Source organism: Ciceribacter ferrooxidans, from assembly GCF_004137355.1.
GTDB lineage: Bacteria > Pseudomonadota > Alphaproteobacteria > Rhizobiales > Rhizobiaceae > Allorhizobium > Allorhizobium ferrooxidans.
Window position 1 is genome coordinate 564,737 of sequence record NZ_SDVB01000170.1, and the last position, 23,513, is coordinate 588,249.

The 23,513-nt window shown below is 65.0% G+C and carries 25 protein-coding genes; 18 read left to right on the forward strand and 7 right to left on the reverse strand.

The genetic code is table 11. The annotated features are described in order from the left end of the window. Window positions 1-62: 62 nt before the first annotated feature. Both EUU22_RS07205 and EUU22_RS07210 read left to right on the forward strand, forming a co-directional pair. Entirely contained in the window at window positions 63-611 is a 549-nt protein-coding gene (locus EUU22_RS07205) for a CGNR zinc finger domain-containing protein (RefSeq protein ID WP_129331327.1), read from the forward strand. Beyond that, window positions 608-1,129 (forward strand): hypothetical protein, encoded by a 522-nt coding sequence (locus tag EUU22_RS07210; protein WP_129331328.1) that lies wholly within the window; start codon window positions 608-610, stop codon window positions 1,127-1,129. The genes EUU22_RS07205 and EUU22_RS07210 overlap by 4 nt, the downstream gene beginning before the upstream one ends. A 93-nt stretch (window positions 1,130-1,222) precedes the next feature. Here the strand turns inward: EUU22_RS07210 and ndk are convergent, their stop codons facing one another. Further along, the gene (gene ndk / locus EUU22_RS07215) at window positions 1,223-1,645 is read right to left on the reverse strand and encodes a nucleoside-diphosphate kinase (RefSeq protein ID WP_129331329.1); all 423 of its coding nucleotides are present in this window, start codon (window positions 1,643-1,645) and stop codon (window positions 1,223-1,225) included. Between the two features lie 169 nt (window positions 1,646-1,814). On the opposite strand from ndk, the gene EUU22_RS07220 reads away from it, so the two are divergent. Both EUU22_RS07220 and EUU22_RS07225 read left to right on the forward strand, forming a co-directional pair. Continuing rightward, window positions 1,815-2,681, forward strand: coding sequence for a helix-turn-helix transcriptional regulator (locus EUU22_RS07220; protein ID WP_165351101.1), 867 nt, complete (start codon window positions 1,815-1,817; stop codon window positions 2,679-2,681). 45 nt (window positions 2,682-2,726) lie between these two features. Continuing rightward, a complete protein-coding gene (locus tag EUU22_RS07225) occupies window positions 2,727-3,269 on the forward strand; it encodes a YbhB/YbcL family Raf kinase inhibitor-like protein (protein WP_205687862.1) in 543 nt (180 codons plus the stop codon). Window positions 3,270-3,275: 6 nt separating this feature from the next. Here EUU22_RS07225 and EUU22_RS07230 read toward each other — a convergent pair whose 3' ends face one another. Continuing rightward, on the reverse strand, window positions 3,276-3,959 hold the full coding sequence (locus tag EUU22_RS07230; RefSeq protein WP_129331332.1) for a glutathione S-transferase family protein: 684 nt from the start codon (window positions 3,957-3,959) through the stop codon (window positions 3,276-3,278). 146 nt (window positions 3,960-4,105) lie between these two features. Here EUU22_RS07230 and EUU22_RS07235 point away from each other — a divergent pair, with 146 nt between their 5' ends. The 5 genes from EUU22_RS07235 to EUU22_RS07255 all read left to right on the forward strand — a co-directional run bounded on the left by EUU22_RS07235 (window position 4,106) and on the right by EUU22_RS07255 (window position 8,553). After that, the gene (locus EUU22_RS07235; protein WP_129331333.1) at window positions 4,106-4,615 is read left to right on the forward strand and encodes a DinB family protein; all 510 of its coding nucleotides are present in this window, start codon (window positions 4,106-4,108) and stop codon (window positions 4,613-4,615) included. Window positions 4,616-4,770: 155 nt separating this feature from the next. Further along, a complete protein-coding gene (locus EUU22_RS07240) occupies window positions 4,771-5,832 on the forward strand; it encodes a GGDEF domain-containing protein (RefSeq protein ID WP_129331334.1) in 1,062 nt (353 codons plus the stop codon). A gap of 130 nt (window positions 5,833-5,962) precedes the next feature. Next, window positions 5,963-7,849, forward strand: coding sequence for a ribosomal protection-like ABC-F family protein (abc-f, locus tag EUU22_RS07245; RefSeq protein WP_129331335.1), 1,887 nt, complete (start codon window positions 5,963-5,965; stop codon window positions 7,847-7,849). Window positions 7,850-7,907: 58 nt separating this feature from the next. After that, window positions 7,908-8,168 carry a type II toxin-antitoxin system VapB family antitoxin gene (locus tag EUU22_RS07250; RefSeq protein WP_129331336.1) on the forward strand — a complete coding sequence of 87 codons (261 nt, stop codon included), beginning with the start codon at window positions 7,908-7,910 and terminating at the stop codon, window positions 8,166-8,168. Then, the gene (locus EUU22_RS07255; protein ID WP_129331337.1) at window positions 8,155-8,553 is read left to right on the forward strand and encodes a type II toxin-antitoxin system VapC family toxin; all 399 of its coding nucleotides are present in this window, start codon (window positions 8,155-8,157) and stop codon (window positions 8,551-8,553) included. Before EUU22_RS07250 ends, EUU22_RS07255 begins: the two co-directional genes overlap by 14 nt. A 13-nt stretch (window positions 8,554-8,566) precedes the next feature. Here EUU22_RS07255 and EUU22_RS07260 read toward each other — a convergent pair whose 3' ends face one another. Together EUU22_RS07260 and EUU22_RS07265 are read right to left on the reverse strand one after the other, a co-directional pair. After that, window positions 8,567-9,016 carry a DNA polymerase III subunit chi gene (locus EUU22_RS07260; RefSeq protein WP_129331338.1) on the reverse strand — a complete coding sequence of 150 codons (450 nt, stop codon included), beginning with the start codon at window positions 9,014-9,016 and terminating at the stop codon, window positions 8,567-8,569. A gap of 17 nt (window positions 9,017-9,033) precedes the next feature. Beyond that, window positions 9,034-10,533: a leucyl aminopeptidase gene (locus EUU22_RS07265; protein WP_129331339.1), complete on the reverse strand. Its 1,500-nt coding sequence runs from the start codon at window positions 10,531-10,533 to the stop codon at window positions 9,034-9,036. Between the two features lie 187 nt (window positions 10,534-10,720). Here EUU22_RS07265 and EUU22_RS07270 point away from each other — a divergent pair, with 187 nt between their 5' ends. The 9 genes from EUU22_RS07270 (at window position 10,721) to EUU22_RS07310 (ending at window position 20,660) form a co-directional block, all read left to right on the forward strand. After that, entirely contained in the window at window positions 10,721-11,494 is a 774-nt protein-coding gene (locus EUU22_RS07270) for a phosphatase PAP2 family protein (RefSeq protein WP_245484924.1), read from the forward strand. A gap of 109 nt (window positions 11,495-11,603) precedes the next feature. Further along, the gene (locus EUU22_RS07275; RefSeq protein WP_129331340.1) at window positions 11,604-12,782 is read left to right on the forward strand and encodes an LptF/LptG family permease; all 1,179 of its coding nucleotides are present in this window, start codon (window positions 11,604-11,606) and stop codon (window positions 12,780-12,782) included. Next, entirely contained in the window at window positions 12,779-13,864 is a 1,086-nt protein-coding gene (lptG, locus tag EUU22_RS07280) for an LPS export ABC transporter permease LptG (protein WP_129331341.1), read from the forward strand. Before EUU22_RS07275 ends, lptG begins: the two co-directional genes overlap by 4 nt. After that, a complete protein-coding gene (locus EUU22_RS07285) occupies window positions 13,864-16,209 on the forward strand; it encodes an LPS-assembly protein LptD (protein WP_439329128.1) in 2,346 nt (781 codons plus the stop codon). The genes lptG and EUU22_RS07285 overlap by 1 nt, the downstream gene beginning before the upstream one ends. 198 nt (window positions 16,210-16,407) lie before the next feature. Next, window positions 16,408-17,352, forward strand: coding sequence for a SurA N-terminal domain-containing protein (locus EUU22_RS07290; protein WP_129331343.1), 945 nt, complete (start codon window positions 16,408-16,410; stop codon window positions 17,350-17,352). An 18-nt stretch (window positions 17,353-17,370) separates the two neighbouring features. After that, window positions 17,371-18,396 carry a 4-hydroxythreonine-4-phosphate dehydrogenase PdxA gene (pdxA, locus tag EUU22_RS07295; RefSeq protein WP_129331344.1) on the forward strand — a complete coding sequence of 342 codons (1,026 nt, stop codon included), beginning with the start codon at window positions 17,371-17,373 and terminating at the stop codon, window positions 18,394-18,396. Continuing rightward, window positions 18,396-19,223, forward strand: a complete 828-nt coding sequence (rsmA, locus tag EUU22_RS07300) for a 16S rRNA (adenine(1518)-N(6)/adenine(1519)-N(6))-dimethyltransferase RsmA (RefSeq protein WP_129331345.1) — start codon at window positions 18,396-18,398, stop codon at window positions 19,221-19,223. The genes pdxA and rsmA overlap by 1 nt, the downstream gene beginning before the upstream one ends. Window positions 19,224-19,329: 106 nt before the next feature. Beyond that, the gene (locus tag EUU22_RS07305; protein WP_129331346.1) at window positions 19,330-19,803 is read left to right on the forward strand and encodes a carboxymuconolactone decarboxylase family protein; all 474 of its coding nucleotides are present in this window, start codon (window positions 19,330-19,332) and stop codon (window positions 19,801-19,803) included. After that, window positions 19,803-20,660 carry a sigma-70 family RNA polymerase sigma factor gene (locus EUU22_RS07310; RefSeq protein WP_129331347.1) on the forward strand — a complete coding sequence of 286 codons (858 nt, stop codon included), beginning with the start codon at window positions 19,803-19,805 and terminating at the stop codon, window positions 20,658-20,660. The genes EUU22_RS07305 and EUU22_RS07310 overlap by 1 nt, the downstream gene beginning before the upstream one ends. A 28-nt stretch (window positions 20,661-20,688) precedes the next feature. Here the strand turns inward: EUU22_RS07310 and gmk are convergent, their stop codons facing one another. The 3 genes from gmk to mltG form a co-directional block, all read right to left on the reverse strand. Beyond that, a complete protein-coding gene (gene gmk, locus EUU22_RS07315) occupies window positions 20,689-21,345 on the reverse strand; it encodes a guanylate kinase (protein ID WP_112686900.1) in 657 nt (218 codons plus the stop codon). A 3-nt stretch (window positions 21,346-21,348) separates the two neighbouring features. Next, window positions 21,349-22,239 carry a YicC/YloC family endoribonuclease gene (locus EUU22_RS07320; protein WP_129331348.1) on the reverse strand — a complete coding sequence of 297 codons (891 nt, stop codon included), beginning with the start codon at window positions 22,237-22,239 and terminating at the stop codon, window positions 21,349-21,351. Window positions 22,240-22,330: 91 nt separating this feature from the next. Beyond that, window positions 22,331-23,506 (reverse strand): endolytic transglycosylase MltG, encoded by a 1,176-nt coding sequence (mltG, locus tag EUU22_RS07325; RefSeq protein ID WP_439329130.1) that lies wholly within the window; start codon window positions 23,504-23,506, stop codon window positions 22,331-22,333. Window positions 23,507-23,513: the final 7 nt, after the last annotated feature.

Consider the following 23,513-nt stretch of genomic DNA (forward strand, 5'->3'; position numbering starts at 1 on the left):
CCCTCTCTTCTTTCGAGAGATTTATAACTACCATTTTTGATTTTACCAGTTATAATTCTGCCATGACCTTCTCCTGGACCCCTCATCGCTTCTCCGGTGGAACACTGGCTTTCGACGTCGCCAACAGCGTCGTCCTCCGCTTCGACCCCGACCGCCGCGTCGATCGTTTCGACGATCCGGCGCAACTCGACCTGTTCGTTCCGGCCGCCCGCACGCATGGCGCGGAGCACGATCTCCTTGCAAAGCTCGCACCGCTGACGCCCGGCGGCCGGGAACGGTTCATCCGCCTGCGTGAGGAGATCGACGGCTATTTCCGCGCCCGCGCGGCCGGCCTCGACACGCGCGAGCGGCTTGCCTCCCTTCTTGAGGCGATCGCCGCGAACCTGCGTGCGGCGGAGAGCGGCGATGCGCTCGATGCCGCAACCGCGTTCTCCGCGCTCCGGCTCGTGTCGGCGCCGGAACAGGACCGGATCAAGATCTGCGCCAAATGCGGCTGGCTGTTCCTCGACCGCAGCAAGAACCGCAGCCGCACCTGGTGCGACATGGCGGTCTGCGGCAACCGCACGAAGGCGCACCGCCATTATCGCAAGAAGAAGGAAGCCTTGTCATGAGAACGCGATGGATCGCCACCGCCCTGCTCGCGCTGTTGCCACTCGCGGGCTGCCAGCGCGAGGACGCGAACGAGCCGCTCCAGGTCTCGGGGCGTGTCTTCATCTTCAACTACCGCATCGCCGCTGCGACCTACGTCATCACGCTTGCGCGCAACGGTCCGCTGCCGGAGGAGAGCTTCGCCGAGACGACCTACGAGAACCCGGCCGGCGGCCCGCCACTCGTCGCACGCTCGAAGATCTTCCCCTTCTGGGAGAAGGTGTCGCTCGAGAGCCCACCGGTCCACTGCGTCGTCAAGGACAAGCCTTACGCCGTGACGATCCGCATCCTCGACGACGAGGACGCGGTGATCCAGACGATCGAAACCAGCGTAACCTCGACGCTCGACCAGAGCATCCTGCCGGCCAAGCCGCTGGTGGTGGGGCCGATCTACACGCCCAATCCGGAAGTCTTCAAGGGCGATGGCAGCCAGGATTTCGACCCGGACAAGGATTGCCCGGCGCCGGCTTCCGGGACGTAACAGGCGGACCACGAAAAGCCGGAAGCCGGAGCGTTTCCGCCCCGGCTTCCAGAATATCTTCAATAGCTTGAGGCGAGAGCCTCAGGACTCGATTCAGCCGACGATCTCGGTGTCGGAGAACCAGTACTTGATTTCCTCGGCGGCGGTTTCCGGAGCGTCCGAGCCATGAACCGAGTTTTCGCCGATCGACAGCGCGAAGGTCTTGCGGATGGTGCCTTCGGCGGCCTGGGCCGGGTTGGTCGCGCCCATGATCTCGCGGTTCTTCAGGATGGCGCCTTCGCCTTCGAGGACCTGTACGACGGTCGGGCCCGAGGTCATGCCTTCAACGAGTTCGCCGAAGAAGGGACGTTCCTTGTGAACGGCGTAGAAGCCTTCGGCTTCGCGCTTGCTCATCCATACGCGCTTCGACGCGACGACGCGGAGGCCCGCATCTTCGAGCATCTTGGTGATCGCGCCCGTCAGGTTGCGCTTCGTTGCGTCCGGCTTGATCATCGAAAAAGTGCGTTCAATCGCCATGGGTCTCATCCTTTTGTCCTACGGGAAAGTGGGCGGTATCTACCCGCCTCAAGCCCCGAAAACAAGGGGGATGGACGAATTTCACGAGACCGTCATATCATTGCCCGCCGACATGGCCGAGCACCGTTCCCGGGCGGTCCGGCGACGCGGCAATCGACAGGAGTCCTCCATGAAAAGTCCTCCAGACGGCGCCGGCCGCTCCATCGCGGCCTTGCCCGGACTTGCCGTCCATTGCTCGATCCTACAGGCGTCGAGCAGCCGCTTCCGGCAGTTCCAGATCGACGAGCCGGCGGTCATCCTCGTCAGGCAGGGCTGGAAGCGCGTCATCACGGACCATGACGAGGTCGTCGCCGGTCCGGGCGAAGCGGTCTTCGTGCCGCAGGGGCTCGAATGCGTGATCGTCAACGGCGTCGGAGAGACGGGTGCCTATCACGCCGAGGCGCTCAGCCTCGCACCGGCGCTCGTCGTCGCCTATGCCGATCCCGCGGCGAGGCCCACGACCGGCGCCGTCCATATCGCGCCGGACGACGGCTTCCTCGACGCGCTTGCCCGCGCGCGTCAGACCATGGTGGAGGGAACCGCCACGCCGGAGAGCGTTCATCGCCATGTCCTCGGCGAACTGGTGATCCGCCTGCAGGCGCGCGGGATCGGGCTCCTGCCGGACATGCGCGAACATCTCATCTGGCGCATCCGCGCGCTCGTGCGGACCGATATCGCCGGAGACTGGCCGGCGGCAGGCGTCGCCGGTGCGCTTGCGATGAGCGAGCAGACGCTGAGGCGCAAGCTCGCCCTTCTCGGCACCAGCCTCACGGAAATCATCGCCGACGTCCGTATGACGACCGCGCTTGCCCTCCTCCAGGCGAGCGAACTGCCGATCAACCGTGTGGCGCTCGACGTCGGCTACGGCTCGGCGTCGAAATTCGCCGCACGGTTCCGCGCCCGCTTCGGATTGTCACCGCGCGACATCCGCTCCGCCGCAGATGACGGCGAGCGTTCCGGGGCAGAAGTCGAGCGTCCGAGAGCCGCGGCGGAGTGAAGTGCCGGTTACGGTAGGGCTCCAAAGCAAAGGAGCCATGCCATGTTGAAATCCCTCGTTCTCGCAACCGCCATCGCGAGCCTCTCCGGCTTTGCCGCACGGGCTGCGGACTTCACCCTTTCGAGCGCCGATATCCGCGACGGCGGCGCGCTTGCCGAAGCCCAGGTCGCCAACGCCTTCGGCTGCACCGGCGGCAATGTCTCCCCGCAGCTCTCCTGGTCGAATGCACCGGAGGGCACGAAGAGCTTCGTCGTCAGCGCCTACGATCCGGACGCGCCGACGGGCTCCGGCTTCTGGCACTGGGCGATGTTCAACATTCCCGCCTCCGTCACCGGGCTGGAACGTGGCATCACGCCGGACAAGGGTGCACCGGAAGGCGCCGTGCAAAGCCGGGCGGATGCCGGCTTCGCGAGCTATCTCGGCGCCTGCCCGCCGGCCGGAGAGACGCACCGCTACATCTTCACGGTCACTGCGCTCTCGGTCGACAAGCTCGATCTCGACCAGAATGCGAGCGGCGCCCTGATCGGCTTCATGACTAATGCGAACGCGCTCGCCAAGGCCGCGATCACCGTGACCTACGGCCGCTGAGAGGCGTCACGCCACCTTCCGCGCCTCGCCGTCGTAGAGGTCGAGGCAGCGCTCGTACCAGGCATAGGCCGGATCGTCCTGCGGCAGGTGCACCGAACCGGTCGTGATCCTCAGCCACTGCAGCGCGCCGAAGAGGATGTAATCGGCGAAGAGCGGACCGTCGCCGCCGATGAACGGCTGGAAGTTGAGCATGTGGCGCAGCGGCGTGAACTTGCCGGGGAAGGCCGCGATCTCCTGCTCACGGGCGGCCGCGACCTCCTCGATCGGCATGCCGAAGCGCTGTTCGCGGCTGCGGCGAAAATAGGCCTGGTCCGCCTCGTCGAGCATGTCGTGGATGTCCATGATGGCGATGCGGGTGATCGCCGGATGGATCACCGTCTGCGAAAAGCCCTCGACGAAACGCGCCATGGCCCTGCCGCCCTCGCCGCCGAACAGCGTCGGCTCGTCGGGATAGGCATCGTCGAGATAGAGCGCGATGGCGAAACTGTCGGAGATCAGGCGGTCGCCGTCGCGCAGCAGAGGCACCGTCCGCGTCGCGCCGTTTTCGATATCGGGAATGGCCGTGAACGGCAGCGGCCGCTCGGAATAGGAAAGCCCCTTGTGCTTCAGAGCCATCACCACTTTCCAGCAATGGGGAGAGAATGGGCGGGAGAGATCGCTGCCGCAAAGCGAGTAAAGGGTTCTGGACATCGCGAGGCTCCTTGTTCCAAGAATGATCGCCGGCATTCAAGGGCATGGCCGCGGCGCAATCAAATCAGGAAATTTCATCGAACCCATCACCCACGCTTCAGTTCCCCTCGCCTAGACTGAGGCGTCACTCGTTCCGGAGACCCGAAATGTTGCAGCACTGCCAGATGTTCGCCGCCTACAACCGCTGGGCCAACGAGCGGGTCTACGCCGCCGCCGCGGAGCTCACCGAGGACGAGCTCTTCCGCGACACCGGCGCCTTCTTCGGCTCGCTCTTCGGCACGCTCAGCCACATCCTCGTCGGCGACCGTGTCTGGATGCGGCGCTTCACCGGCGAAGGCCCCGTGCCGCGGGCGCTGGACGAACGCCCCTATGAAACGTTCGCCGAGCTCGCCGCCGCCCGAAAGGCCGAGGACGAGCGCATCATCCGCTGGGTCGACGGGCTCGACGAGGCGTCGCTCGACGCCCGCATCTCCTACACGACCATCGTCAAGCCGGAGCCGATCAGCCACAAGCTCGGCGCCGCCGTCGCACATTTCTTCAACCACCAGACCCATCACCGTGGTCAGGCGCATATGGCGCTGACGGCGCTCGGCAAGCCGTCCCTCATCCTCGACCTCGTCTACTTCCAGCGGCAGGAAGGGCAGCAGTGGATCTGACCTGTCTGGAGACGGTCCTTTAACCGTTCCGGCAAACTCCGTTGTTCATCGCACGCCAGCGTCCCCAGCTGTTTACGGATTGCACAGGCTTTCCGCCTCATCTGGTTTCCGGAAAAAGCCAGGGAAGTAAACGAGCTTTGGACGGGGAAAGCGGGATGGGCCATCGGAACGAAGGGACGGCATCGGCGGAGAACGAGGCGACGGACCGGCTGCAGCGCGTCACGCAGGCGATGGCGCGGCTCAAGGTCGACGCCCTGCCGCGCAATTACGAGCTCTTCCACGAGGCGCTCTTCGGCCATGATCCGGCGCTCGCCCGCGACGTCGCCTCGCTTGCGGCGAGCCCGCCGCAACATGCACTCGACCGGATCGGCCTCGCCTACCGGCTTACCGGCCATTGTGGGCTCATTGAGGAGAAATCCTGCGTGGAGGCCGCGCGTGTCCTCTCCGGGGCCGCAGACGAGATGGCCGCCGCCATTCGCGAGAAGCAGGCCTTCGTCAAGGCCATGGAGACGATCCTGCACTCGGTTCGCGAGGACCGGGATTGTAGCGTCGAGGATCTCCTCGCCGACATCGATTTCCTGCAATCCTCCGCCGCCGAGCTTCTCCGGAGCGAAAGCCGGGCCGAACAGGCGCTGAAGGCCGGGCTCGACCGGCTCGATGCCGCGGAGCGCGCGGCACGAGCGGCCAAGGCCGAAATCCTGCGCGATCGCCTGACCGGGCTGCCGAACCGCATCGCCTTCGCCAACCGCATCGAGAGCCTCTACGAGTCCGGAGAACTGCCGCACGGCGTCGCCCTTCTCATCGCCGATATCGACGGGTTCGGCGCCGTCAACCGCGATTACGGAACGGAATCCGGCAACCGCATTCTCAAGCGGCTCGCCGCGATCCTGCGCAAATCGATCAAGAAGAACGACTTCGTCGCCCGCATCGGGGCGGACGAATTCGCCTTCCTCTTCGCCGAGGTCGATATCGCCGCCGCGCGGGCGATCGCCGGACGCATCCACGATTCGGTCGAGAATGGGCTGGTCTTCGCGACCGCGGCCGGCGAGGATAACGGGGCACTCGGGCTGTCGATCGGGATCGCCCTCAGTGACGGTGCCGAGAGCGCGCAACATCTCGTCTCCCAGGCGGAACAGGCCCTCACCGTCGCCAAGGCGGACCCGCGCGCGCCCATCGCGTGTTTTGCGCCCGGCGTCAGCGGCCGCCGCGCCGCCTGACACTCCAAGGCGGCAACGGCCGGAGAATGTTGCCTGCCGGACACCCCGGCGCAGAGCCCGCATACCTACACCGCCGGCGGGGCCGGTCCCGTCTTGCCTTTGGCGAGCGCTTCCGCCAAAAGCCAAGGCCATGATTACCATCAACGACATCTCGGCCCGCATTGCCGGGCGGCTCCTGATCGACCACGCGACCGTTTCGCTGCCGGAGGGCACGAAGGCGGGCCTCGTCGGCCGCAACGGCGCCGGCAAGTCGACGCTCTTCAAGATCATCACCGGCGAACTCTCCGCCGAAACGGGATCGATCACCATCCCGAAGAACGCCCGCATCGGCCAGGTGGCGCAGGAAGCGCCAGGCACCGAAGACGCGCTCATCGAGATCGTCATGGCTGCCGACAAGGAGCGCGCCGCACTCCTGAAGGAGGCAGAGACGGCCTCCGATCCCCACCGCATCGCCGAGATCCAGACGCGGCTCGCCGATATCGGCGCCCATTCGGCTGAGGCGCGCGCCGCGACGATCCTCGCCGGCCTCGGCTTCGACCATGAGGCACAGCTTCGCCCGGCCTCGTCGTTTTCCGGCGGCTGGCGGATGCGCGTGGCGCTCGCAGCCGTGCTCTTTTCCGAACCGGACCTCCTGCTCCTCGACGAACCGACCAACTATCTCGATCTCGAAGGCACGCTCTGGCTCGAGGATTACGTGCGGCGCTATCCGCACACCGTCATCATCATCAGCCACGACCGCGACCTCCTGAACACCGCCGTCAACGCGATCGTCCATCTCGACCAGAAGAAGCTCACCTTCTATCGCGGCGGCTACGACCAGTTCGAGCGGCAGAAGGCAGAAGCCAACGAACTGCAGATGAAGGCGAAGGCGAAGAGCGACGCGGCGCGTAAGCACCTGCAGAGCTATATCGACCGCTTCCGCTACAAGGCGTCGAAGGCGCGGCAGGCGCAGAGCCGCATCAAGGCGCTGGAGCGCATGGGCACGGTCGCGGCCGTGATCGAGGATCACGTCCAGCCGATCACCTTCCCGGAACCGGAGAAACAGCCAGCCTCGCCGATCGTCGCGATCTCCGGCGGCGCCGTCGGCTACGAGCTCGGCAAGCCGATCCTGAAGAACATCAATTTGCGCATCGATAATGACGACCGCATCGCGCTCCTAGGCTCGAACGGCAACGGCAAGTCGACCTTCGCCAAGCTGATCGCCGGACGCCTCAACCTGCAGGCCGGCGAGATGAAGCTCGCGCCGAACCTCTCCGTCGGCTTCTTCGCCCAGCACCAGCTCGACGACCTCGTGCCGAACGAGACGCCGGTCGACCATGTGCGCCGGCTGATGCCGCAGGCGGGTGAGGCGCAGGTGCGCGCCCGCGTCGCGCAGATGGGACTTGCGACAGAGAAGATGGCGACCGCCGCCAAGGATCTTTCCGGCGGCGAAAAGGCGCGACTCCTGATGGGGCTCTCCGCCTTCCACGCGCCGAATCTCCTGATCCTCGACGAGCCGACCAACCATCTCGACATCGACAGCCGCCGGGCGCTCATCGAAGCACTCAACGACTACAACGGCGCCGTCATCCTGATCGCCCACGACCGGCATCTGATCGAGGCGACGGTCGACCGGCTGTGGCTCGTCAACAACGGCACCGTCAGCGTCTTCGACGGCGATATGGAGGATTATCGCAGCCTTGTGGTCGCCGCGGCGCGCAAGCCGGATGAGAAGGACAAGGCCGATACCGGCGCCCAGGTGAACAAGGCCGACCAGCGCAAGGCCGCCGCCGACAAGCGGGCGAGCCTCGCGCCGCTCAGGAAAAAGATCAACGAAATCGAGTCCCTGACGAAGAAACTAGAGACTTTGATTCAGGCGCTTGATGCGGAACTTGCAGATCCCACGCTCTACGAGAAGAACCCGGCCAAGGCGGCGGAAAAGGCAAAGCAGCGCGGCGAGGCCGCAGCGAAGCTTTCGGCGGCCGAGGAACAGTGGCTCGAACTGTCGACTGAATACGAAGAGGCGATGGCAGGCTGAGGTTTGAATACCCCTGAATATACGGTATGATGAAACCGTATATCCCGAGGGAATCACCATGCCTCTCTACGTGCGTGACGAGAGCGTCAACGCCCTGGCCGAACAGGCCCGGGCGATCCTGAAAGCGCCGACCAAGACCGAGGCGATCCGCCTCGCGCTGCAGCGTGTGATCGATGAGGAGCTGGCAAAGCCTTCGCTCGGCGAACGGGTCGCGCGGCTGCGCGAGAAGTATGCGCTCGCCGACCATGCGAGCCTCCGCCCCTTCGACGACAAAGCCTTCCTGGATCAGATGTGGGGAGACGCCGATGTTCGTCGATAGCTCCGCCATCGTCGCGATCCTGATCGACGCACCGGAGGCCGGCGCGCTCATCGAACGTCTTGACGCCAGCGCCACGCCGCGCATGACGACGCCGACCGCCGTCTTCGAGGCGACGACCGTGCTCGGCAAGAGGCTGGAGCTCGAACCTCCGACGGCCGACCGGCTGGTGAAGGAATTCCTCGACGTCCTCGAAATCCGCGTCACGCCGGTCACCGAGGAGATGGCGGCGAGCGCGCTCGAGGCCTTCGCCCTCTATGGCAAGGGCCGTCATCCGGCAGCGCTGAACTTCGGCGACTGCTTCTCCTATGCGGGCAGCCGGGCGGCCAACGTGCCACTCCTTTACGCCGGCGACGGCTTCTCGCAGACCGATCTCCGCCAATACTGACGGCGGGTCTGGCTCAGGCCTTCTTTTCCCAGCGTCCCTCGGCCGTCTGCTGCCAGTAGGTTAGCGTATGGCCCTCGCCCTTCAGCTTCTTCCACTGCGCGCGAGCGGCTTCGAGCTGCGTCTGGTCGTAGCCGTCGAAAACGAAGACGACACGATCATAGTCCAGCGCTTCCGGCGGCTCGGCGCCGTCGACGAGGAAGCGGACGCTCGCCGCATTGAGATTTTCCGGCGAGACGGTCAACAGCACCGGCTGCTGCTCGGCGTCTTCGGCGGCATCCGTTCCGTGCGGCAGGAAGCTTTCGTCGCGCCATGTCCAGAGATGGGCGTCGAGCGCGTCACGGCGGGCGGGATCGGCGGTCTGCACCGCCACCCGCCAGCCGCGTTCGACGCTCTTTTCGAGAAGCGGCGGCAGGGCGTCCTCGAGCTTCGATTCCGTCAGATGGTAGAAGAGGATCTCGGCCAAGACGCCCGCCCTTCCCGTCACGCTTCGTAGTGCGCGCGCACCAGCTCGTCGAGGAGCCGGACGCCGAAGCCCGATCCCCAAGAGCGGTTGATCTCGTCGCTCGGCGAACCCATGGCGGTTCCGGCGATGTCGAGATGCGCCCAGGGAGTCTCCTGCACGAAGCGCTTGAGGAACTGCGCCGCCGTGATCGAGCCGGCCTGGCGGCCGCCGGTGTTCTTCATGTCGGCGAACTTGGAATCGATGAGCTTGTCGTAATCCTTGCCGAGCGGCATCCGCCACAGGCGCTCGTTGGTCGCAAGACCCGCCGCCAGCAGTTGTCCGGAAAGCGTGTCGTCGTTCGAGAACAGGCCGGCGTGCAGATTGCCGAGCGCGACGGTGATCGCACCGGTGAGCGTCGCGAGATTGATCATGAAGGCGGGCTTGAAGCGGTCGTTGCAGTACCAAAGTGCGTCGGCCAGCACGAGGCGGCCTTCGGCATCAGTGTTGATGACCTCGATCGTCTGCCCGGACATCGAGGTGACGATGTCGCCGGGGCGCTGGGCATTGCCGTCCGGCATGTTCTCGACGAGGCCGATGACACCGACGGCGTTCACCTTCGCCTTGCGGGCGGCGAGGGTATGCATGAGGCCGGTGACGGCTGCGGCGCCGCCCATGTCGCCCTTCATCTCCTCCATGCCGGCGGCCGGCTTGATCGAGATGCCGCCGGTGTCGAAGACCACGCCCTTGCCGACGAAGGCGATCGGCTTGTCCTTGTGCTTGCCGCCCTTCCACTGCATGACGGCGAGCCGCGGCGGCCTGACCGAACCCTGGGCGACGCCGAGCAGCGCGCCCATGCCGAGCTTCTTCATGTCCTTTTCGGTCAGGATGTCGACCTCGACGCCGAGGGCTTCGAGCGCCTTCGCCTTGTCGGCGAATTCCTCCGGCCCCAGCACGTTGGCGGGCTCGTTGACGAGGTCACGGGCGAGGATCACGCCCTGAGCGACCGCCTCGTTGTCGGCAAACGCCTTGCGCGCCGCAGACGCCTCGGCGGTGACGATCGTCACCTTGACCTCCTTCGGCTCGGACTTGCCGTTACCGTTGTCGTCGCCCTTGCGGGTCTTGTAGGTGTCGAAATCATAGTTGCGCAGTAGCATTCCGAGCGCGAAGTCGGCGGCGGCCTTGCCGTCCGCGTCGAGGCCCGGCGCGTCGAAGAAGACCGTCACCTTTTCGGCGGACTTGAAGGTGCCGGCCGCCGCACCCCCGGCGCGCAGCCAGTCATGGGCGGTGATCTCGGCGGCCTTGCCGAGCCCGAGCACGACGATCCGGTCGGCGGAAGATCCATGCGGTGCGAGGATGTCGAGTGCGGCGCGCGCCTTGCCGGTGAACTTGCCGATCTTGGCGGCCCTGGCGATCACGCCCTCGGGGTCCGCAACCTCGGCGCCGGCGGCCGCGTCTGCTCCTTGAACCTGAAGAAGCACGGCGAGCCCGCCGCTGATCCGGTGGTCCTTGGCAAAGGAAATGTCGAATTTGGAAGACATGGAGACTCCGGGGGAAGGTCGAAACGAAAGCCGGGATCATGGCCCTTTCGGTCATGAACGCAAGCATCAATTGTCCCGACATACCGCTCTTTGCACCGTTGGCAAGACCTGCCGCCTCCCCCTCTTGCCTGGCGGGCGGGGAAGCGGATAGGGTCGCACCGCCTGGAAAAGACCGGAAACAACCGACGTGAAGATCGACCTACAAGCCGCCGAGAGCGGGCACCTGCAACAGACCGGAACGCGAAAGATGCTCCGCGCCGCCGTCGCCCTTTTCGTGCTCTGGTGGGCGCTGCTGCTCGTCTTTTATCTTTGGCCGGACATCGACCGCGCCGTCGCCGCCGCCTTCTTCGAGCCCGGTCCCTGCACCGGTGCCCATGCGCAAAGCACCGTCTGCGGCAGCTTTCCGTGGAGCAAGGATCCTCTCGCCGTCGCCGTGAGGAAGGTGTTCTTCTACGTACCCGCCGCCGCCGGCGCGCTGCTCCTCGGCATTCTCGTCAACGGCCTCGCCCGGCGCAGCGCGGCCTACGGTGCGGCAAGGCTGCAGCAGCTCGGCCTCGCGCTCGCGGCTCTCCTCCTCGGCCCTTATGTGCTGGTGAACCTGCTGCTCAAGAGCTTTTCCGGGCGCCCCCGCCCCTACCAGACCGACCTCTTCGGCGGCGACCTGCCCTTCGTGCCTGCTGGCTCTTTCATGGGGCAGTGCGACAACAACTGCTCCTTCATCTCGGGCGAGGCCGCGGGTGCAGGCTGGGTCGCCTGCCTCCTCCTCTTCCTGCCGGCGAAGCTCCGTCCGGTCCTCGCGCCGCCGATCCTCGTCGTCGCGCTGGTGACACCGGCGATGAGGCTCGCCTTCGGCGGCCATTATCTCTCAGACGTCGTGCTCGGCTGGCTCTCCTCGCTCGTCGTCTTCGCGGCCGTCTTCGCCGTGTTCGAAATATCGCGAAAACGGAAAATTGAGCGGTAGACACACGAAAATCCGCATCGGTCCTGTCGCCAAATCGCCCCAACCGTCGTAGAGAACCGGTGTCCTCAGTCGCCGGCGCGGCCCGATCGTCACGCCCTCGGGAAATGGAATGAAGCTTCTCGAACACTACATCCTGCGGCGCGTCTTTCAGATGATGCTCACCGCCCTGCTGCCGGTCCTGGCGATCATCTGGACCACGCAGGTGCTTGGGCGAATCAATCTGGTGACCGACAGCGGACAATCGGTCGGTTCGTTCATGAAGCTCGCCACCCTGATCCTGCCGACGATCATCCCGGCGGTGCTGCCTTTCGCGCTGGTGATCGGCATCACCCAGACGCTTTCGGCGATGAACAACGATTCGGAACTGGCCGTGATCGACGCGGCAGGGGCGCCGCGCAGCATCATCAATCGGCCGATCGTCGTATTCACGATCCTGCTTTCGATATTCTCCTTCTTCATGGCGAATTTCGTCGAACCGAAGCTGCGGGTCGCGGCCCGCGAGATGGTCGCCGCCGCCTATGCCGACCTCCTGTCGACCGTCATCGAGGAAAAGACCTTCCGCCGCATCGAGGACGGCCTCTACGTGCAGATTTCGGAGCGGCTGTCCGGCCGCGTCCTGAAAGGGCTTCTCGTCGCCGATTCCCGCGACCCGGCCTATGACCTCATCTATTACGCACGCGAAGGCGCCGTCGACGAGACCGGCACCGCGCTGGTGATGCGCGACGGCGAAGTGCACCGCAAGGCGCCGGACGGCAACGTCTCGGTCGTGCGTTTCGATTCCTACTCCTTCGACCTTTCAGACCTGACACAGACGCGCGGCCAGGCGCAGTTGCACGCCCTCGACCGCGACCTGCCCTACCTCTTCAGCCCCGACATGACGGACCCGGACGTCAAGCGGAACTACGGCGAGTATAGGAGCGAGCTGCACAAGCGACTCACGACCTGGACCTTTCCTTTCGTCTTCGCGCTGATCGCGCTTGCCCTTTCCGGCAATGCCCGCTCCCATCGCGAGGCGCGCATTCCGCCGATGGCGACGGCGCTGACGATCGCGCTCGTCATCTTCTGGCTCGGCAATTACACGGTGAAGCTGACGGAGAAGAACGAGGCCTATGCGCCTCTCATCTATCTCCTGCCGCTCGTCAGCGGCGGCATCGCGGCGCTGAAACTCTGGCAGGGCAAGGCCTGGCGCCTGCCGCGCCCACTCTCCGACAGCACGGCGCGTGCCATGCGTGCGATCAACGTGCGGCTTGCCGGCAGCGAGACAAGCGGAGAGGAAGAGGCACGATGATCTTCACACTCGGCCGCTACTTCTTCCGCCGCTACGTCGTGACGACGCTCTGGTTCTTCGTCGGCGTGACCTCGATCATCTATCTGATCGATTTCAGCGAGACGACAGGTCGGTTCGCGGGCCTCACCGGTTATTCGCTGCCCGGCGTTCTCTATCTGACGGCGCTGCGCCTGCCACTGATCCTGCAGCAGACCATCCCGTTCGTCGCCCTCTTCGTCGGCATGACGACGCTGATCGCGCTCAATCGCAAGTCGGAGCTGGTCGTCGCGCGCGCCGCCGGCATATCGGTCTGGCAGTTCATGATGCCCTTCGTCGTCGGGGCGCTGATGGTCGGCCTCGTCACCACGCTGGTCATCAATCCGCTGGCTGCCTGGGGACAGAGCCAGGCATTCAACATCGAATCGACCTGGCGGGAGGCGAGCAATCGCCGTAAGGAGACGACCGCGGTTCCGTGGCTTCGCCAGATCAGCGGCAAGGACGACGTCGTCATCGGCGGAAGGACCGTTTTGGACAATGGCACCCTGATCACGGATGCCGTCCTCATCCACTTCGACAGCGACGGCCGGATCATCCTGCGGCAGGATGCACGATCGGCAAAATTGAAAGATGGTTACTGGCTTCTTACCGACGTCACCGAGACGCGGCCGGGCGAAGTTCCGACAAGGCTCGCGACAGCCAAGGTCAGTACCAATCTGAAACAGGAGTTCGTCCAGCAGCGGCTTGCACAGCCGGAGACTGTTGCTTTTTATGATCTTTCTCAGAAAATTGCAGTTGCACGATCGTTCGGCGTCTCGACCAAAGCGCTTGAAACGCAGTTTCACTCGCTGCTCTCGCTTCCGTTCCTGCTCGTCGCCATGACCCTGATCGCCGCCACCGTCTCGTTAAAATTCAGTAGATTCAACCAGTCCCGGTCGGTGATTCTGGGTGGAATCCTTTCGGGCTTCGTGCTTTATGTTGTAACCACGCTTGTCAAAGCATTCGGAAGCAGCGGTGTCATGCCGCCATTCGTCGCGGCATGGGTACCCGTCGTCGTAGCGATGGCACTCGGAGCGACGATCCTGCTTCACCAGGAGGATGGTTAGTGGCGGTAACAGACCGCGGAAATATCAGAAGGCTGTTCCTGGCCCTGCTGACGAGTGCCGCTGTGTGCTCCTACCTGTCCTCGACGGCCGAAGTGCGCGCGCAGGACAGCGGGCAGCTGCGCAATCTGGAACCCAGCATTCCCGAGGACGCGAAGCTTCTGCTTGCCGCCAACGAACTCGTTTATGACCGTGACGCCGAGCGCGTCGTGGCGCGCGGCGCCGTGCAGATCAATTATGCCGGCTACCAGATGGTCGCGCGCCAGGTGGAGTACGATCAGAAGAGCGGCCGCATGACGGCGACGGGCAACATCGAACTGGTCGAACCGGGCGGTAACCGCCTTTATGCCGACACGATGGACGTCACCGACAACTTCGCGGACGGTTTCCTCAAGGCGCTCCGGATCGAGACGACGGACAATACGCGGCTCGCGGCGGAAAGCGGCCAGCGCGTCGGCGGCCGGGACATCATTCTCAACAAGGGCGTCTATACGGCCTGCCTTCCCTGCGCCGATCACCCAGAGCGTCCGCCGCTCTGGCAGGTCAAGGCCGAGCGTGTCGTGCAGAACGGAGAGACCCACACGATCCGTCTCGAAAAGGCCCGCTTCGAGCTCTTCGGCAAGACGGTGGCGGTGCTCCCCTTCATCGAGGTGCCGGATCACACGGTCAAGCGCAAATCGGGCTTCCTGTTTCCCGAAATGCAGACCTCGCAAAACCTCGGCTTCGGCCTGACGGTTCCTTACTATATCGCCCTTTCGAACCAGCGCGACGCGACGATCCGCGCGACCGGCTTCACCAGCCAGGGCCTGCTGCTCGAGACGGAAGTCCGCCAGCGCTTCGAGAAGGGAACGGCGACGATCCGCTTCGCCGGCATCCAGCAGCTCAACAGCGAGAATTTCGACGCCGGCACCAGCGACGCGCGCAGGGACCAGCGCGGCATGGTGGCCTCCAAGGGCGAGTTCAAGATCAATCCCCGCTGGACGTTCGGCTGGGATGTCATGCTGCAGAGCGACAACAACTTCGCCCGTACCTATAATCTCGACGGCCTCGACGGCACGACCCATGCCAACGACGTCTACCTGACAGGTCTCGGCGAACGGAACTATTTCGACCTGCACGGCTACTATTTCGACGTGCAGGACGCGGATCCCGAGAGCAATGCCGAGAAACGCCAGCCGGTCGTTTTGCCGTCTCTCGACTACAGTTATGTGGCACCGGAGCCGGTGGCAGGCGGACAATTGTCCGGCACGCTCAACTTCACCGGGCTGTCGCGTTTCAAGACCGACGAAGTCGACACGGATGCGGACGGCATCAGTGACCGCTTCCGCGGGCTCAAGGGCTCGATGAGTCGCTTGACCACCGAGACCGAGTGGAAGCGGACCTTCTCCGTCCCCGGCGGGCTTCAGCTCACGCCGCTGCTTGCCGGGCGCGGCGACGCCTACTGGCTCGATATGAACAGCCCGACAGGCTATACCGGCGACTACTATGACGAGGCGACGGCGACCCGCTACATGCTGACGGCCGGGCTCGAGGCGCGGTATCCGATCCTGATCACCACCGACAACAGCAGCCACATCGTCGAGCCGATCGCGCAGATCTATGCGCGCAACGACGAGCAGCTCGCTGGCCGACTGCCGAACGAGGACGCGCAGAGCTTCGTCTTCGACGCCACCAATCTCTTCGAGCGTGACAAGTTCTCCGGTTTCGACCGCGTCGAGGGCGGCACCCGCGCCAATGTCGGCATTCGCTATACCGGCACGCTCGACAACGGCCTCGGCCTGCGCGCCATCTTCGGCCAGTCCTACCATCTTGCGGGCCTGAACTCGTTTGCGACGGACGATCTCGTCCATGCGGGCGCCGATTCCGGTCTGGAGACCGACCGCTCCGACTATGTCGGCATGGCCGGGATCGACATACCGAACGGCCTGACGCTGAGCGCGAATGCGCGTTTCGACGAAAGAACGTTCGACGTGCGCCGCACCGATGCGAGCCTCGGCTTCACCAACGACCGACTGCTGGCGAACCTCACCTACACGCAGATCGCCGCACAGCCGGAATATGGCTTCAAGGACAAGAACGACGAGTTGCAGGCAGCAAGCTCGGTGAAGGTCGACGAATACTGGTCGGTCTTCGGTTCGCTCACCTGGGACATCAACAACGCCACGATCAACCGCAAGGGGATCGGCATCTCCTATGCCGACGAATGCACGATCTTCTCGCTGGTCTATTCCGACAAGCGCGACCCGGAAGACGAGTCCGCGAGCGACTGGACGATCGGCGCCCGGCTGACCTTCCGCACACTCGGCGACGTGCGCGTCGGCAAGACCAACCTCGCCGGCTTCGATTGATCGGGGGCCGGAGCGGTCAGGCATGAGCGTATCGCGGTCATCCCCTCGAGCATCCGCGGCGAACACCGGCGGCGGGCCGGCGCGAATGTCATTGTTTCGCCGCACGGATTGTGCAATCCCTGCGGCACATTATACTTCGGTGGCCAACGAAATGCCGGGTCGCGCCGACGAATGCGCGCCCGAGGGAAAGGAATGCCAATGACTTTTGGCAAAAAGCAGACACGTATCCTGCTTCTCTGTGCGGCAGCGCTCGCCTTCACCGCGGGTCCCGGCCCGCTGCCCGGCGTTCCCGTCGCCCATGCGGCAAGCGAGGTCGCCGTGGTCGTCAACAAGACGGCGATCACCACGGGTGACGTCGCCAAGCGCGTCGCCTTCCTGCGCCTTCAGCGCCGCAAGGGCGACCTGAAGAAGATGGCGCGCGAAGAGATGGTCGACGAGACGTTGAAGCGGCAGGAGATCGCACGTGTCGGCATGTCGGTCAGCACCGATGAGGTCGATGCCGCCTTTGCCCGTTTCGCGAGTTCCAACAAGCTCTCCGTCCAGCAACTCACCGGCATCCTGGGCCAGGCCGGCGTCACGGCCGACCACTTCAAGGCGTATATCGCCGTCTCGATGAGCTGGCCGCGCCTCGTCAACGCCCGCTACGGTTCCCGCGGCAAGCTTTCAAGCCAGGAGGTCGCGACGCGTCTCCTGGAGCGCAAGGAGAAGCCGGTCACCACGGAATACTTCCTGAAGCAGGTGATCTTCGTCGTCCCTGCGAACAAGAAGGGCATCGTCGGCAAGCGCAAGTCGGAGGCGGAAGCCTCGCGGTCGAAGTTCCCCGGTTGCGACCAGGCGATGGAATTCGCCAAGAACTACCGCGACGTGTCGATCCGCAATCTCGGCCGCGTCCTCGCGCCGGAACTGCCGGACGACTGGAAGCCGTTGATCGAGAAGGCGAAGGGCACGACGACCGGAACGCGCGTCACCGAACGCGGCGTCGAGTACCTGGCGATCTGCAACCAGCGCCAGGTGTCGGACGACGTCGCGGCGGAAGTCGTCTTCCGTGCCGAAGACCTCGGCAAGGATAAGCCAGCGGACAATCCGAACGCAAAGAAGTACCTCGACGACCTGCGCTCCAAGGCGCAGATCGTCTATCGCTGATCCCCGGGGCAATCGACGATGACACAGACCGAGAGCCTTCCTCTCGCACTCAGCCAGGGGGACCCGGCGGGCGTGGGTCCTGATATCGCACTTTCGGCCTGGCTGGAGCGGACGGTTCACGACCTGCCGCCGTTCCTCTTCATTGGAGATCCGGCCGTTCTCGCTGTTCGCGCCCGACAGCTCGACATCGACGTTCCGCTGAAGGAGACCGATGCCGCCGGCGCCGTGTCCGTTTTCTCCGACGCGCTCCCTGTGCTGCCGGTTCCGACCGGCGTCGACGTGGTGGCGGGCAGCCCGCACGTTTCGACCGCCAAGTCGACGATCGCCGCGATCGAGAAGGCCGTTCAGCTCTGCTTCGACGGCAAGGTGCGCGGCATGGTCACCAACCCGATCGCAAAGGCCGTGCTCTATGAAGCCGGCTTCGGCTTTCCGGGCCATACGGAGTTCCTGGCCCATCTCGCGAGCCGCGCCACGGGACAGAGCTTCCGTCCGGTGATGATGCTTGCCGGGGCGAAGCTGAAGGCCGTACCGGTCACCATTCACATTCCGATCAAGGACGTTCCGGCCGCGCTGACCGAGACGCTGATCCTCGACACCTGCCGCATCACCGCCAGGGATCTCAAGGAGCGTTTCGGCCTTTCCTCGCCGCGGCTTGCCGTCGCCGGGCTCAACCCTCATGCGGGCGAAGGCGGGGCGATCGGGCTCGAAGACGAGGAGATCATCCATCCGGCGATCATGCAACTGCGGGAGGAAGGGATCGACGCCTTCGGGCCGCTGCCCGCCGATACCATGTTCCACGACGAGGCCCGCCGTCGCTACGACGTCGCGATCTGCATGTACCATGACCAGGCGCTGATCCCGGTCAAGGCGCTCGGTTTCGACGACTCCGTCAACGTGACGCTCGGTCTTCCCTTCGTGCGCACCTCGCCCGACCACGGCACCGCCTTCGGCATCGCCGGCACCGGCATCGCCCGCCACGACAGCCTCGTCGCCGCACTGAAGCTCGCTTCGGAGATCTCCCGCCCCGCGGGCGCCGCCTCCTGATGGCGGCCCTCGACGGTCTTCCGCCGCTGCGCGACGTCATCCGTCGCCATGAGCTCGACGCCCGCAAGGCGCTCGGCCAGAACTTCCTGCTCGATCTCAACCTGACGCAGAAGGTTGCCCGCACCGCAGGCTCGCTCGAAGGCGTGACCGTGTTCGAGGTCGGCCCCGGACCGGGCGGCCTCACCCGCGCGATCCTCGCGCTCGGCGCCAAAAAGGTGATCGCCGTCGAACGCGACGCCCGCTGCCTGCCGGCACTCGCCGAGGTCGCCGAGCACTATCCGGGCCGGCTGGAGGTGATCGAGGGCGATGCGCTGAAGACCGATTTCGAGGCGCTCGTGCCCGAAGGTCCGGTCAAGATAATCGCCAACCTGCCCTACAATGTCGGCACGCAGCTGCTGGTCAACTGGCTGCTGCCGAAGGCCTGGCCGCCGTTCTGGCAGTCGCTGACGCTGATGTTCCAGAAGGAAGTCGGCCAGCGCATCGTGGCGCACGAGGACGACGACCATTACGGCCGCCTCGGTGTGCTCTGCGGCTGGCGGACCGACGCCCACATGGCCTTCGACGTGCCGCCGCAGGCCTTCACGCCGCCGCCGAAGGTGACGTCGACCGTCGTTCATCTCGTTCCGAAGGCCAATCCCCTGCCCTGCTCGGCGGAACGGCTCGAGCGCGTGACGCAGGCCGCCTTCGGCCAGCGACGCAAGATGCTGCGCCAGAGCCTCAAATCCCTCGGCGGCGAGGCCCTGCTCGTCAAGGCCGACATCGATCCGGCGAGGCGGGCCGAGACGCTGTCGGTGGAAGAGTTCGTCCGGCTGGCGAATTCGCTCTGAGGCGGCGTGAACCTCCACGCAGGAATTTTCGGAAAAACTCGCCGGCATGTCACATCGGGCGATGCTCGCTCGTCATGGTGTCGTAACCAACAGAAGGATACGAACCATGAGTGCAAGACTTGATATCTTCTCCGCCGCTCCCGCCCTGATGAAGAAGTGGATGGGTGTGTCGATGGACGCCGCCGCCAGCCTCGAGCCCAGCCTCATCGAGCTCGTGAAGATCCGTGCCTCGCAGATCAACGGCTGCGCCAACTGCCTCAACATGCACACCGTCGAAGCGCGGGCGAAGGGCGAGAGCGAGCAGCGCATCTATCTCCTCTCCGCCTGGCGCGAGGCACCCTGCTATTCCGATCGCGAGCGCGCCGCGCTAGGCTGGACTGACGCCCTGACCCGGCTCTCGGAAGGCCATTCGCACGACCGCGCCTATGAAGCGCTGAAGGCACATTTCACGGAGGACGAACAGGTGAAGCTCACACTGATGATCAACGTCATCAACGGCTGGAACCGTCTCGCCGTCGGCTTCGGCCTGTGGGTCGACCCCGCCGTGGCGAAGGCAGTCCAGGCGGAGGTGGCGGCCTGATGGCGCCCCAGCCCCAGGAGGACGCGGCGGCGAGCTTCGACCCGCTGCGTCCGAAACTCGTCCGCGTCGCCTACCGCATGCTCGGTTCGGTGGCCGACGCCGAGGACATGGTGCAGGAGGCCTTCATCCGCTGGATGGGGGCCGACCGCCAGGCCGTTCGAGAGCCGGAGGCCTTCCTTCGCCGCACGGTGACGCGGCTCTGCCTCGACCAGCTGAAATCGGCGCGGCGCCAGCGCGAGACCTATGTCGGCCCCTGGCTTCCCGATCCGGTAGTGGAGGAAGAGGAGGAGGAAGACGTCACGCTGCCGCTGATGCTGGCACTGGAGCGGCTCTCCCCTCTGGAGCGCGCGGCCTTCCTGCTGCACGACGTATTCGGCCTCGCCTTCGAGGAAGTCGCCACCACGATCGAGCGGGACCCGGCCGCCTGCCGGCAGCTCGCCGCCCGTGCGCGCGGCCATGTGCGCGAGGCGCGGTCACGCTTCCAGGTCGACAAGAAACGCGGCATCGAACTCGCCGAGGCCTTCTTCGCGGCCTCGCGCAGCGGCGACATGACAGCGCTCGGAGCAATGCTCGCGGCCGATGTCAGCGTCCATGCCGACGGCGGCGGAAAACGCGCTGCGGCCGGCGCGCCTGTCTTCGGCGTCGAGGCGGTCATCAGGCTGCACAGCCACCTCGCCGATCTGTTCCGGAAAAACGGCTCGCAACTCGTCCGCGCCGGGTTCATCAACGGCCTGCCCGGGTTCATCTCGCTGGAGGCCGACGGCGAGCTCCAGACGACGGCGCTCGATATCGTCGACGGGAAGATCGCGGCGATCTACGTCGTCCGCAATCCCGACAAGCTGCAGCATCTGAATTAGGGTCGGCCGGAGGCAATGCCTCCGGTCGTCATGCCTCGGTGATGAGTCCGTTGACGAAGTCGAACAGGCCGTGGCGCCGGTCGCGCCGCAGCCGCTCCGCCTTTATGATCGATTTGACCGAGTCGATCGCGGTGTTGAGGTCGTCGTTGACGATCACGTAGTCGTATTCCCGCCAGTGCTCGATTTCGGAACGCGAATTGGCAAGCCGCGTCTGGATCACCTCTTCCGTATCTTCCGCCCGCCGATGCAGGCGCGACTGCAGTTCGGCCATGGTCGGCGGCAGAATGAAGATCGACACCACGTCGGCCGGCATTTTTTCCTGCAGCTGCTGGGCGCCCTGCCAGTCGATGTCGAAGAGCATGTCACGGCCTTCGGCCATCGCGATCTCCACCGGATCGCGCGGCGTACCGTAGAAATTGCCGTGAACTTCGGCCCATTCGAGCAGCGAGTCGGAGGCGCGCAATGCCTCGAACTCGCGTTGCGAGACGAAACGGTAGTGGACGCCTTCCACCTCGCTGTGGCGCCGCTCGCGCGTAGTGACGCTCACCGACACGCTGATCTGCATGTCGGGCTGGCTGAGCAGCGTGCGCGCGATCGACGACTTGCCCGCGCCCGACGGCGACGAGATCACCAGCATCAATCCGCGCCTGGCGATCTCCACCACGCCCCCCTTCGGCTTACCCATTGTCTACTCCAAATTCTGGACCTGTTCCCGGAACTGGTCGATGACGACCTTCAGTTCGATGCCGGCGGAGGTCACCGCGACGGCATTGGACTTGGAACAGATGGTATTCGATTCGCGGTTAAATTCCTGCGCCAGGAAATCGAGCTTGCGGCCGATCGGGCCGCCTTCGGCGAGAAGCTCGCGGGCGGCGGCGACATGCGCTTTCAGCCGGTCGATCTCCTCTCGGAGGTCCGCCTTCGTCGCCAGCAGCGCTGCCTCGGCGTGCAGCCGGTCGCGGTCGAGCGACGGGGCGCTTTCGAGGAGTGCCTGGAGCTGCGCCTCGAGCTTGCGGGCTATCTCCTCCGGCGAGCGTGACGGATCTGCCTCGACGCGACGGGCGAGCTCTTCGATCCTGTCGACGTGTCCGGACAGAAGACGGCCGAGTGCATCACCCTCCCGCCGGCGCATGTCGCCGAGCGCGGCGACGGCTCTCGAAAGCCCGTCGAGGATTGCCGCGTCACGCGCGGCGATGATCTCCTCGCTGTCGATAGCCTCGCGGAATTCGACGAGTCCACGGATGCTGAGAAGTGCATCGAGGCGCATCGGCGAAGGATCGATGACCGAGGAGCCGAGCGCATCGCGCAGCTTGAGGACGGCTGCAAGCGCGTCCTCGTTGACGACGGCCTCGACACGGTTCTCGCTGATGGTGACGGAAAGGGTCACCTGCAGGTTGCCGCGGGAGAGCGCTTCGGACAGGCGCTGACGCGCCTCTACTTCCAGAGCTTCCATGCCGCTCGGCAGGCGTAACCGGATGTCCAGTCCCTTGCCGTTGACCGAGCGCAGTTCCCAGGCCCAGCGGTAGCGCCCGCTGGTGCCTTCGCTGCGGGCAAAGCCGGTCATGGATTGCAGTGCCATCGCTCTACTCCGTAGGCTCTGAAGGACAGGATTCATCCGGCGTTCGCCGTGCAGGCCGGAGCCCGGGAATGCGGACGCCGGTATCGGACCGCTAGTTGTTCGGCGCCGGAGCGTCCATCACCACGTCGGGTTCGACCCCACGCTCCGCCTCGATCTTGCGCCACTTCTTGACGTTGGCGTTGTGCTCTTCGAGCGTCGCCGCGAAGACGTGTCCACCAGTGCCGTCGGCCACGAAGTAGAGGTCCTTGGTGCGCCAGGGATTGGCGACCGCTTCGAGTGCCTCCCGGCCCGGATTGGCGATCGGCCCCGGCGGCAGGCCCTTCACCAGGTAGGTGTTGTAGGGCGTTTCCTTCTTCAGGTCCGACTGGAAGATCGGGCGGTCGGCCGGCTTTCCGTCGCCGCCGAAGAGGCCGTAGACGATCGTCGGGTCCGACTGGAGACGCATGCCCTTCTGCAGACGATTGTAGAAGACGGAAGCGACATGGGCGCGTTCATCCGGCTTGCCCGTTTCCTTTTCCACGATAGAGGCGAGCGTGACCAGTTCGAGCTTGCTCTTCAGCGGCAGATCGGGGTCGCGCTTCTCCCAGACCTGGTCGATGACCTTCTGCTGCGCCGCGATCATCTGGCTGATGATCTCGTCGCGCTTCGTGCCGCGGGAGAACTTGTAGGTGTCGGGCCGCAGCGCCCCTTCGGCCGGCAGTTCCGCCGGCAGTTCGCCTTCGAGCACCGGATCGTCGGCGAGCCGCTTGAACATCTGCTTGACCGACAGCCCTTCCGGGAAGGAGATCGCGTAGAGGATGGACTTGCCCGACTTCAGGAGATCCATGATCTCCTTCATCGAAGCCTTCGCCTTGATCTCGTATTCGCCGGCCTTCAGCGTCTCGTTCTCGTCGAGATAGGTGGCCGTCACATAGCGGAAGATGCGGGAATCGGTGACGACGCCGCTCCGCTCGAGATTGTTGGCGATCTCGTTGAGACCGGCGCCGTTGCGCACGACGAAATTGACATTCGCCTGCAGCGGTCCCGGCTCCTGATAGGCCGACATCACGTAATAGAAACCGGCGACGGCGATCACGAAAACCGTGACCGTCAGCGTCATCAGGAAATTGAGGAAGATCACCAGCTGGCTGCGCGCCTTGCGCGAGCGCTTCGGAGGTGCAGGAACCCGTTCCGGCTTCAGCGCTTCGGCCGGCGATTTCGGAATGATCGGTCCCTTGGACGCGGGCTCCGCGCCGCGGCCGACTTCATTCCCGCTGTTCTGATCGATCTCGCTC

What these genes read in the sequence shown, in the direction of transcription:
- EUU22_RS07210 (WP_129331328.1), top strand. Translation starts at nt 608, where the DNA reads ATGAGAACGCGATGGATCGCCACCGCCCTGCTCGCGCTGTTGCCACTC.
- EUU22_RS07220 (WP_165351101.1), top strand. Translation starts at nt 1,815, where the DNA reads ATGAAAAGTCCTCCAGACGGCGCCGGCCGCTCCATCGCGGCCTTGCCC.
- gmk (WP_112686900.1), bottom strand. Translation starts at nt 21,345, where the DNA reads ATGGGTAAGCCGAAGGGGGGCGTGGTGGAGATCGCCAGGCGCGGATTG.
- EUU22_RS07290 (WP_129331343.1), top strand. Translation starts at nt 16,408, where the DNA reads ATGACTTTTGGCAAAAAGCAGACACGTATCCTGCTTCTCTGTGCGGCA.
- EUU22_RS07275 (WP_129331340.1), top strand. Translation starts at nt 11,604, where the DNA reads ATGAAGCTTCTCGAACACTACATCCTGCGGCGCGTCTTTCAGATGATG.
- EUU22_RS07205 (WP_129331327.1), top strand. Translation starts at nt 63, where the DNA reads ATGACCTTCTCCTGGACCCCTCATCGCTTCTCCGGTGGAACACTGGCT.
- EUU22_RS07240 (WP_129331334.1), top strand. Translation starts at nt 4,771, where the DNA reads ATGGGCCATCGGAACGAAGGGACGGCATCGGCGGAGAACGAGGCGACG.
- EUU22_RS07235 (WP_129331333.1), top strand. Translation starts at nt 4,106, where the DNA reads ATGTTGCAGCACTGCCAGATGTTCGCCGCCTACAACCGCTGGGCCAAC.
- EUU22_RS07250 (WP_129331336.1), top strand. Translation starts at nt 7,908, where the DNA reads ATGCCTCTCTACGTGCGTGACGAGAGCGTCAACGCCCTGGCCGAACAG.
- pdxA (WP_129331344.1), top strand. Translation starts at nt 17,371, where the DNA reads ATGACACAGACCGAGAGCCTTCCTCTCGCACTCAGCCAGGGGGACCCG.
- rsmA (WP_129331345.1), top strand. Translation starts at nt 18,396, where the DNA reads ATGGCGGCCCTCGACGGTCTTCCGCCGCTGCGCGACGTCATCCGTCGC.
- ndk (WP_129331329.1), bottom strand. Translation starts at nt 1,645, where the DNA reads ATGGCGATTGAACGCACTTTTTCGATGATCAAGCCGGACGCAACGAAG.
- EUU22_RS07230 (WP_129331332.1), bottom strand. Translation starts at nt 3,959, where the DNA reads ATGTCCAGAACCCTTTACTCGCTTTGCGGCAGCGATCTCTCCCGCCCA.
- EUU22_RS07255 (WP_129331337.1), top strand. Translation starts at nt 8,155, where the DNA reads ATGTTCGTCGATAGCTCCGCCATCGTCGCGATCCTGATCGACGCACCG.
- EUU22_RS07305 (WP_129331346.1), top strand. Translation starts at nt 19,330, where the DNA reads ATGAGTGCAAGACTTGATATCTTCTCCGCCGCTCCCGCCCTGATGAAG.
- EUU22_RS07320 (WP_129331348.1), bottom strand. Translation starts at nt 22,239, where the DNA reads ATGGCACTGCAATCCATGACCGGCTTTGCCCGCAGCGAAGGCACCAGC.
- EUU22_RS07310 (WP_129331347.1), top strand. Translation starts at nt 19,803, where the DNA reads ATGGCGCCCCAGCCCCAGGAGGACGCGGCGGCGAGCTTCGACCCGCTG.
- EUU22_RS07265 (WP_129331339.1), bottom strand. Translation starts at nt 10,533, where the DNA reads ATGTCTTCCAAATTCGACATTTCCTTTGCCAAGGACCACCGGATCAGC.
- lptG (WP_129331341.1), top strand. Translation starts at nt 12,779, where the DNA reads ATGATCTTCACACTCGGCCGCTACTTCTTCCGCCGCTACGTCGTGACG.
- abc-f (WP_129331335.1), top strand. Translation starts at nt 5,963, where the DNA reads ATGATTACCATCAACGACATCTCGGCCCGCATTGCCGGGCGGCTCCTG.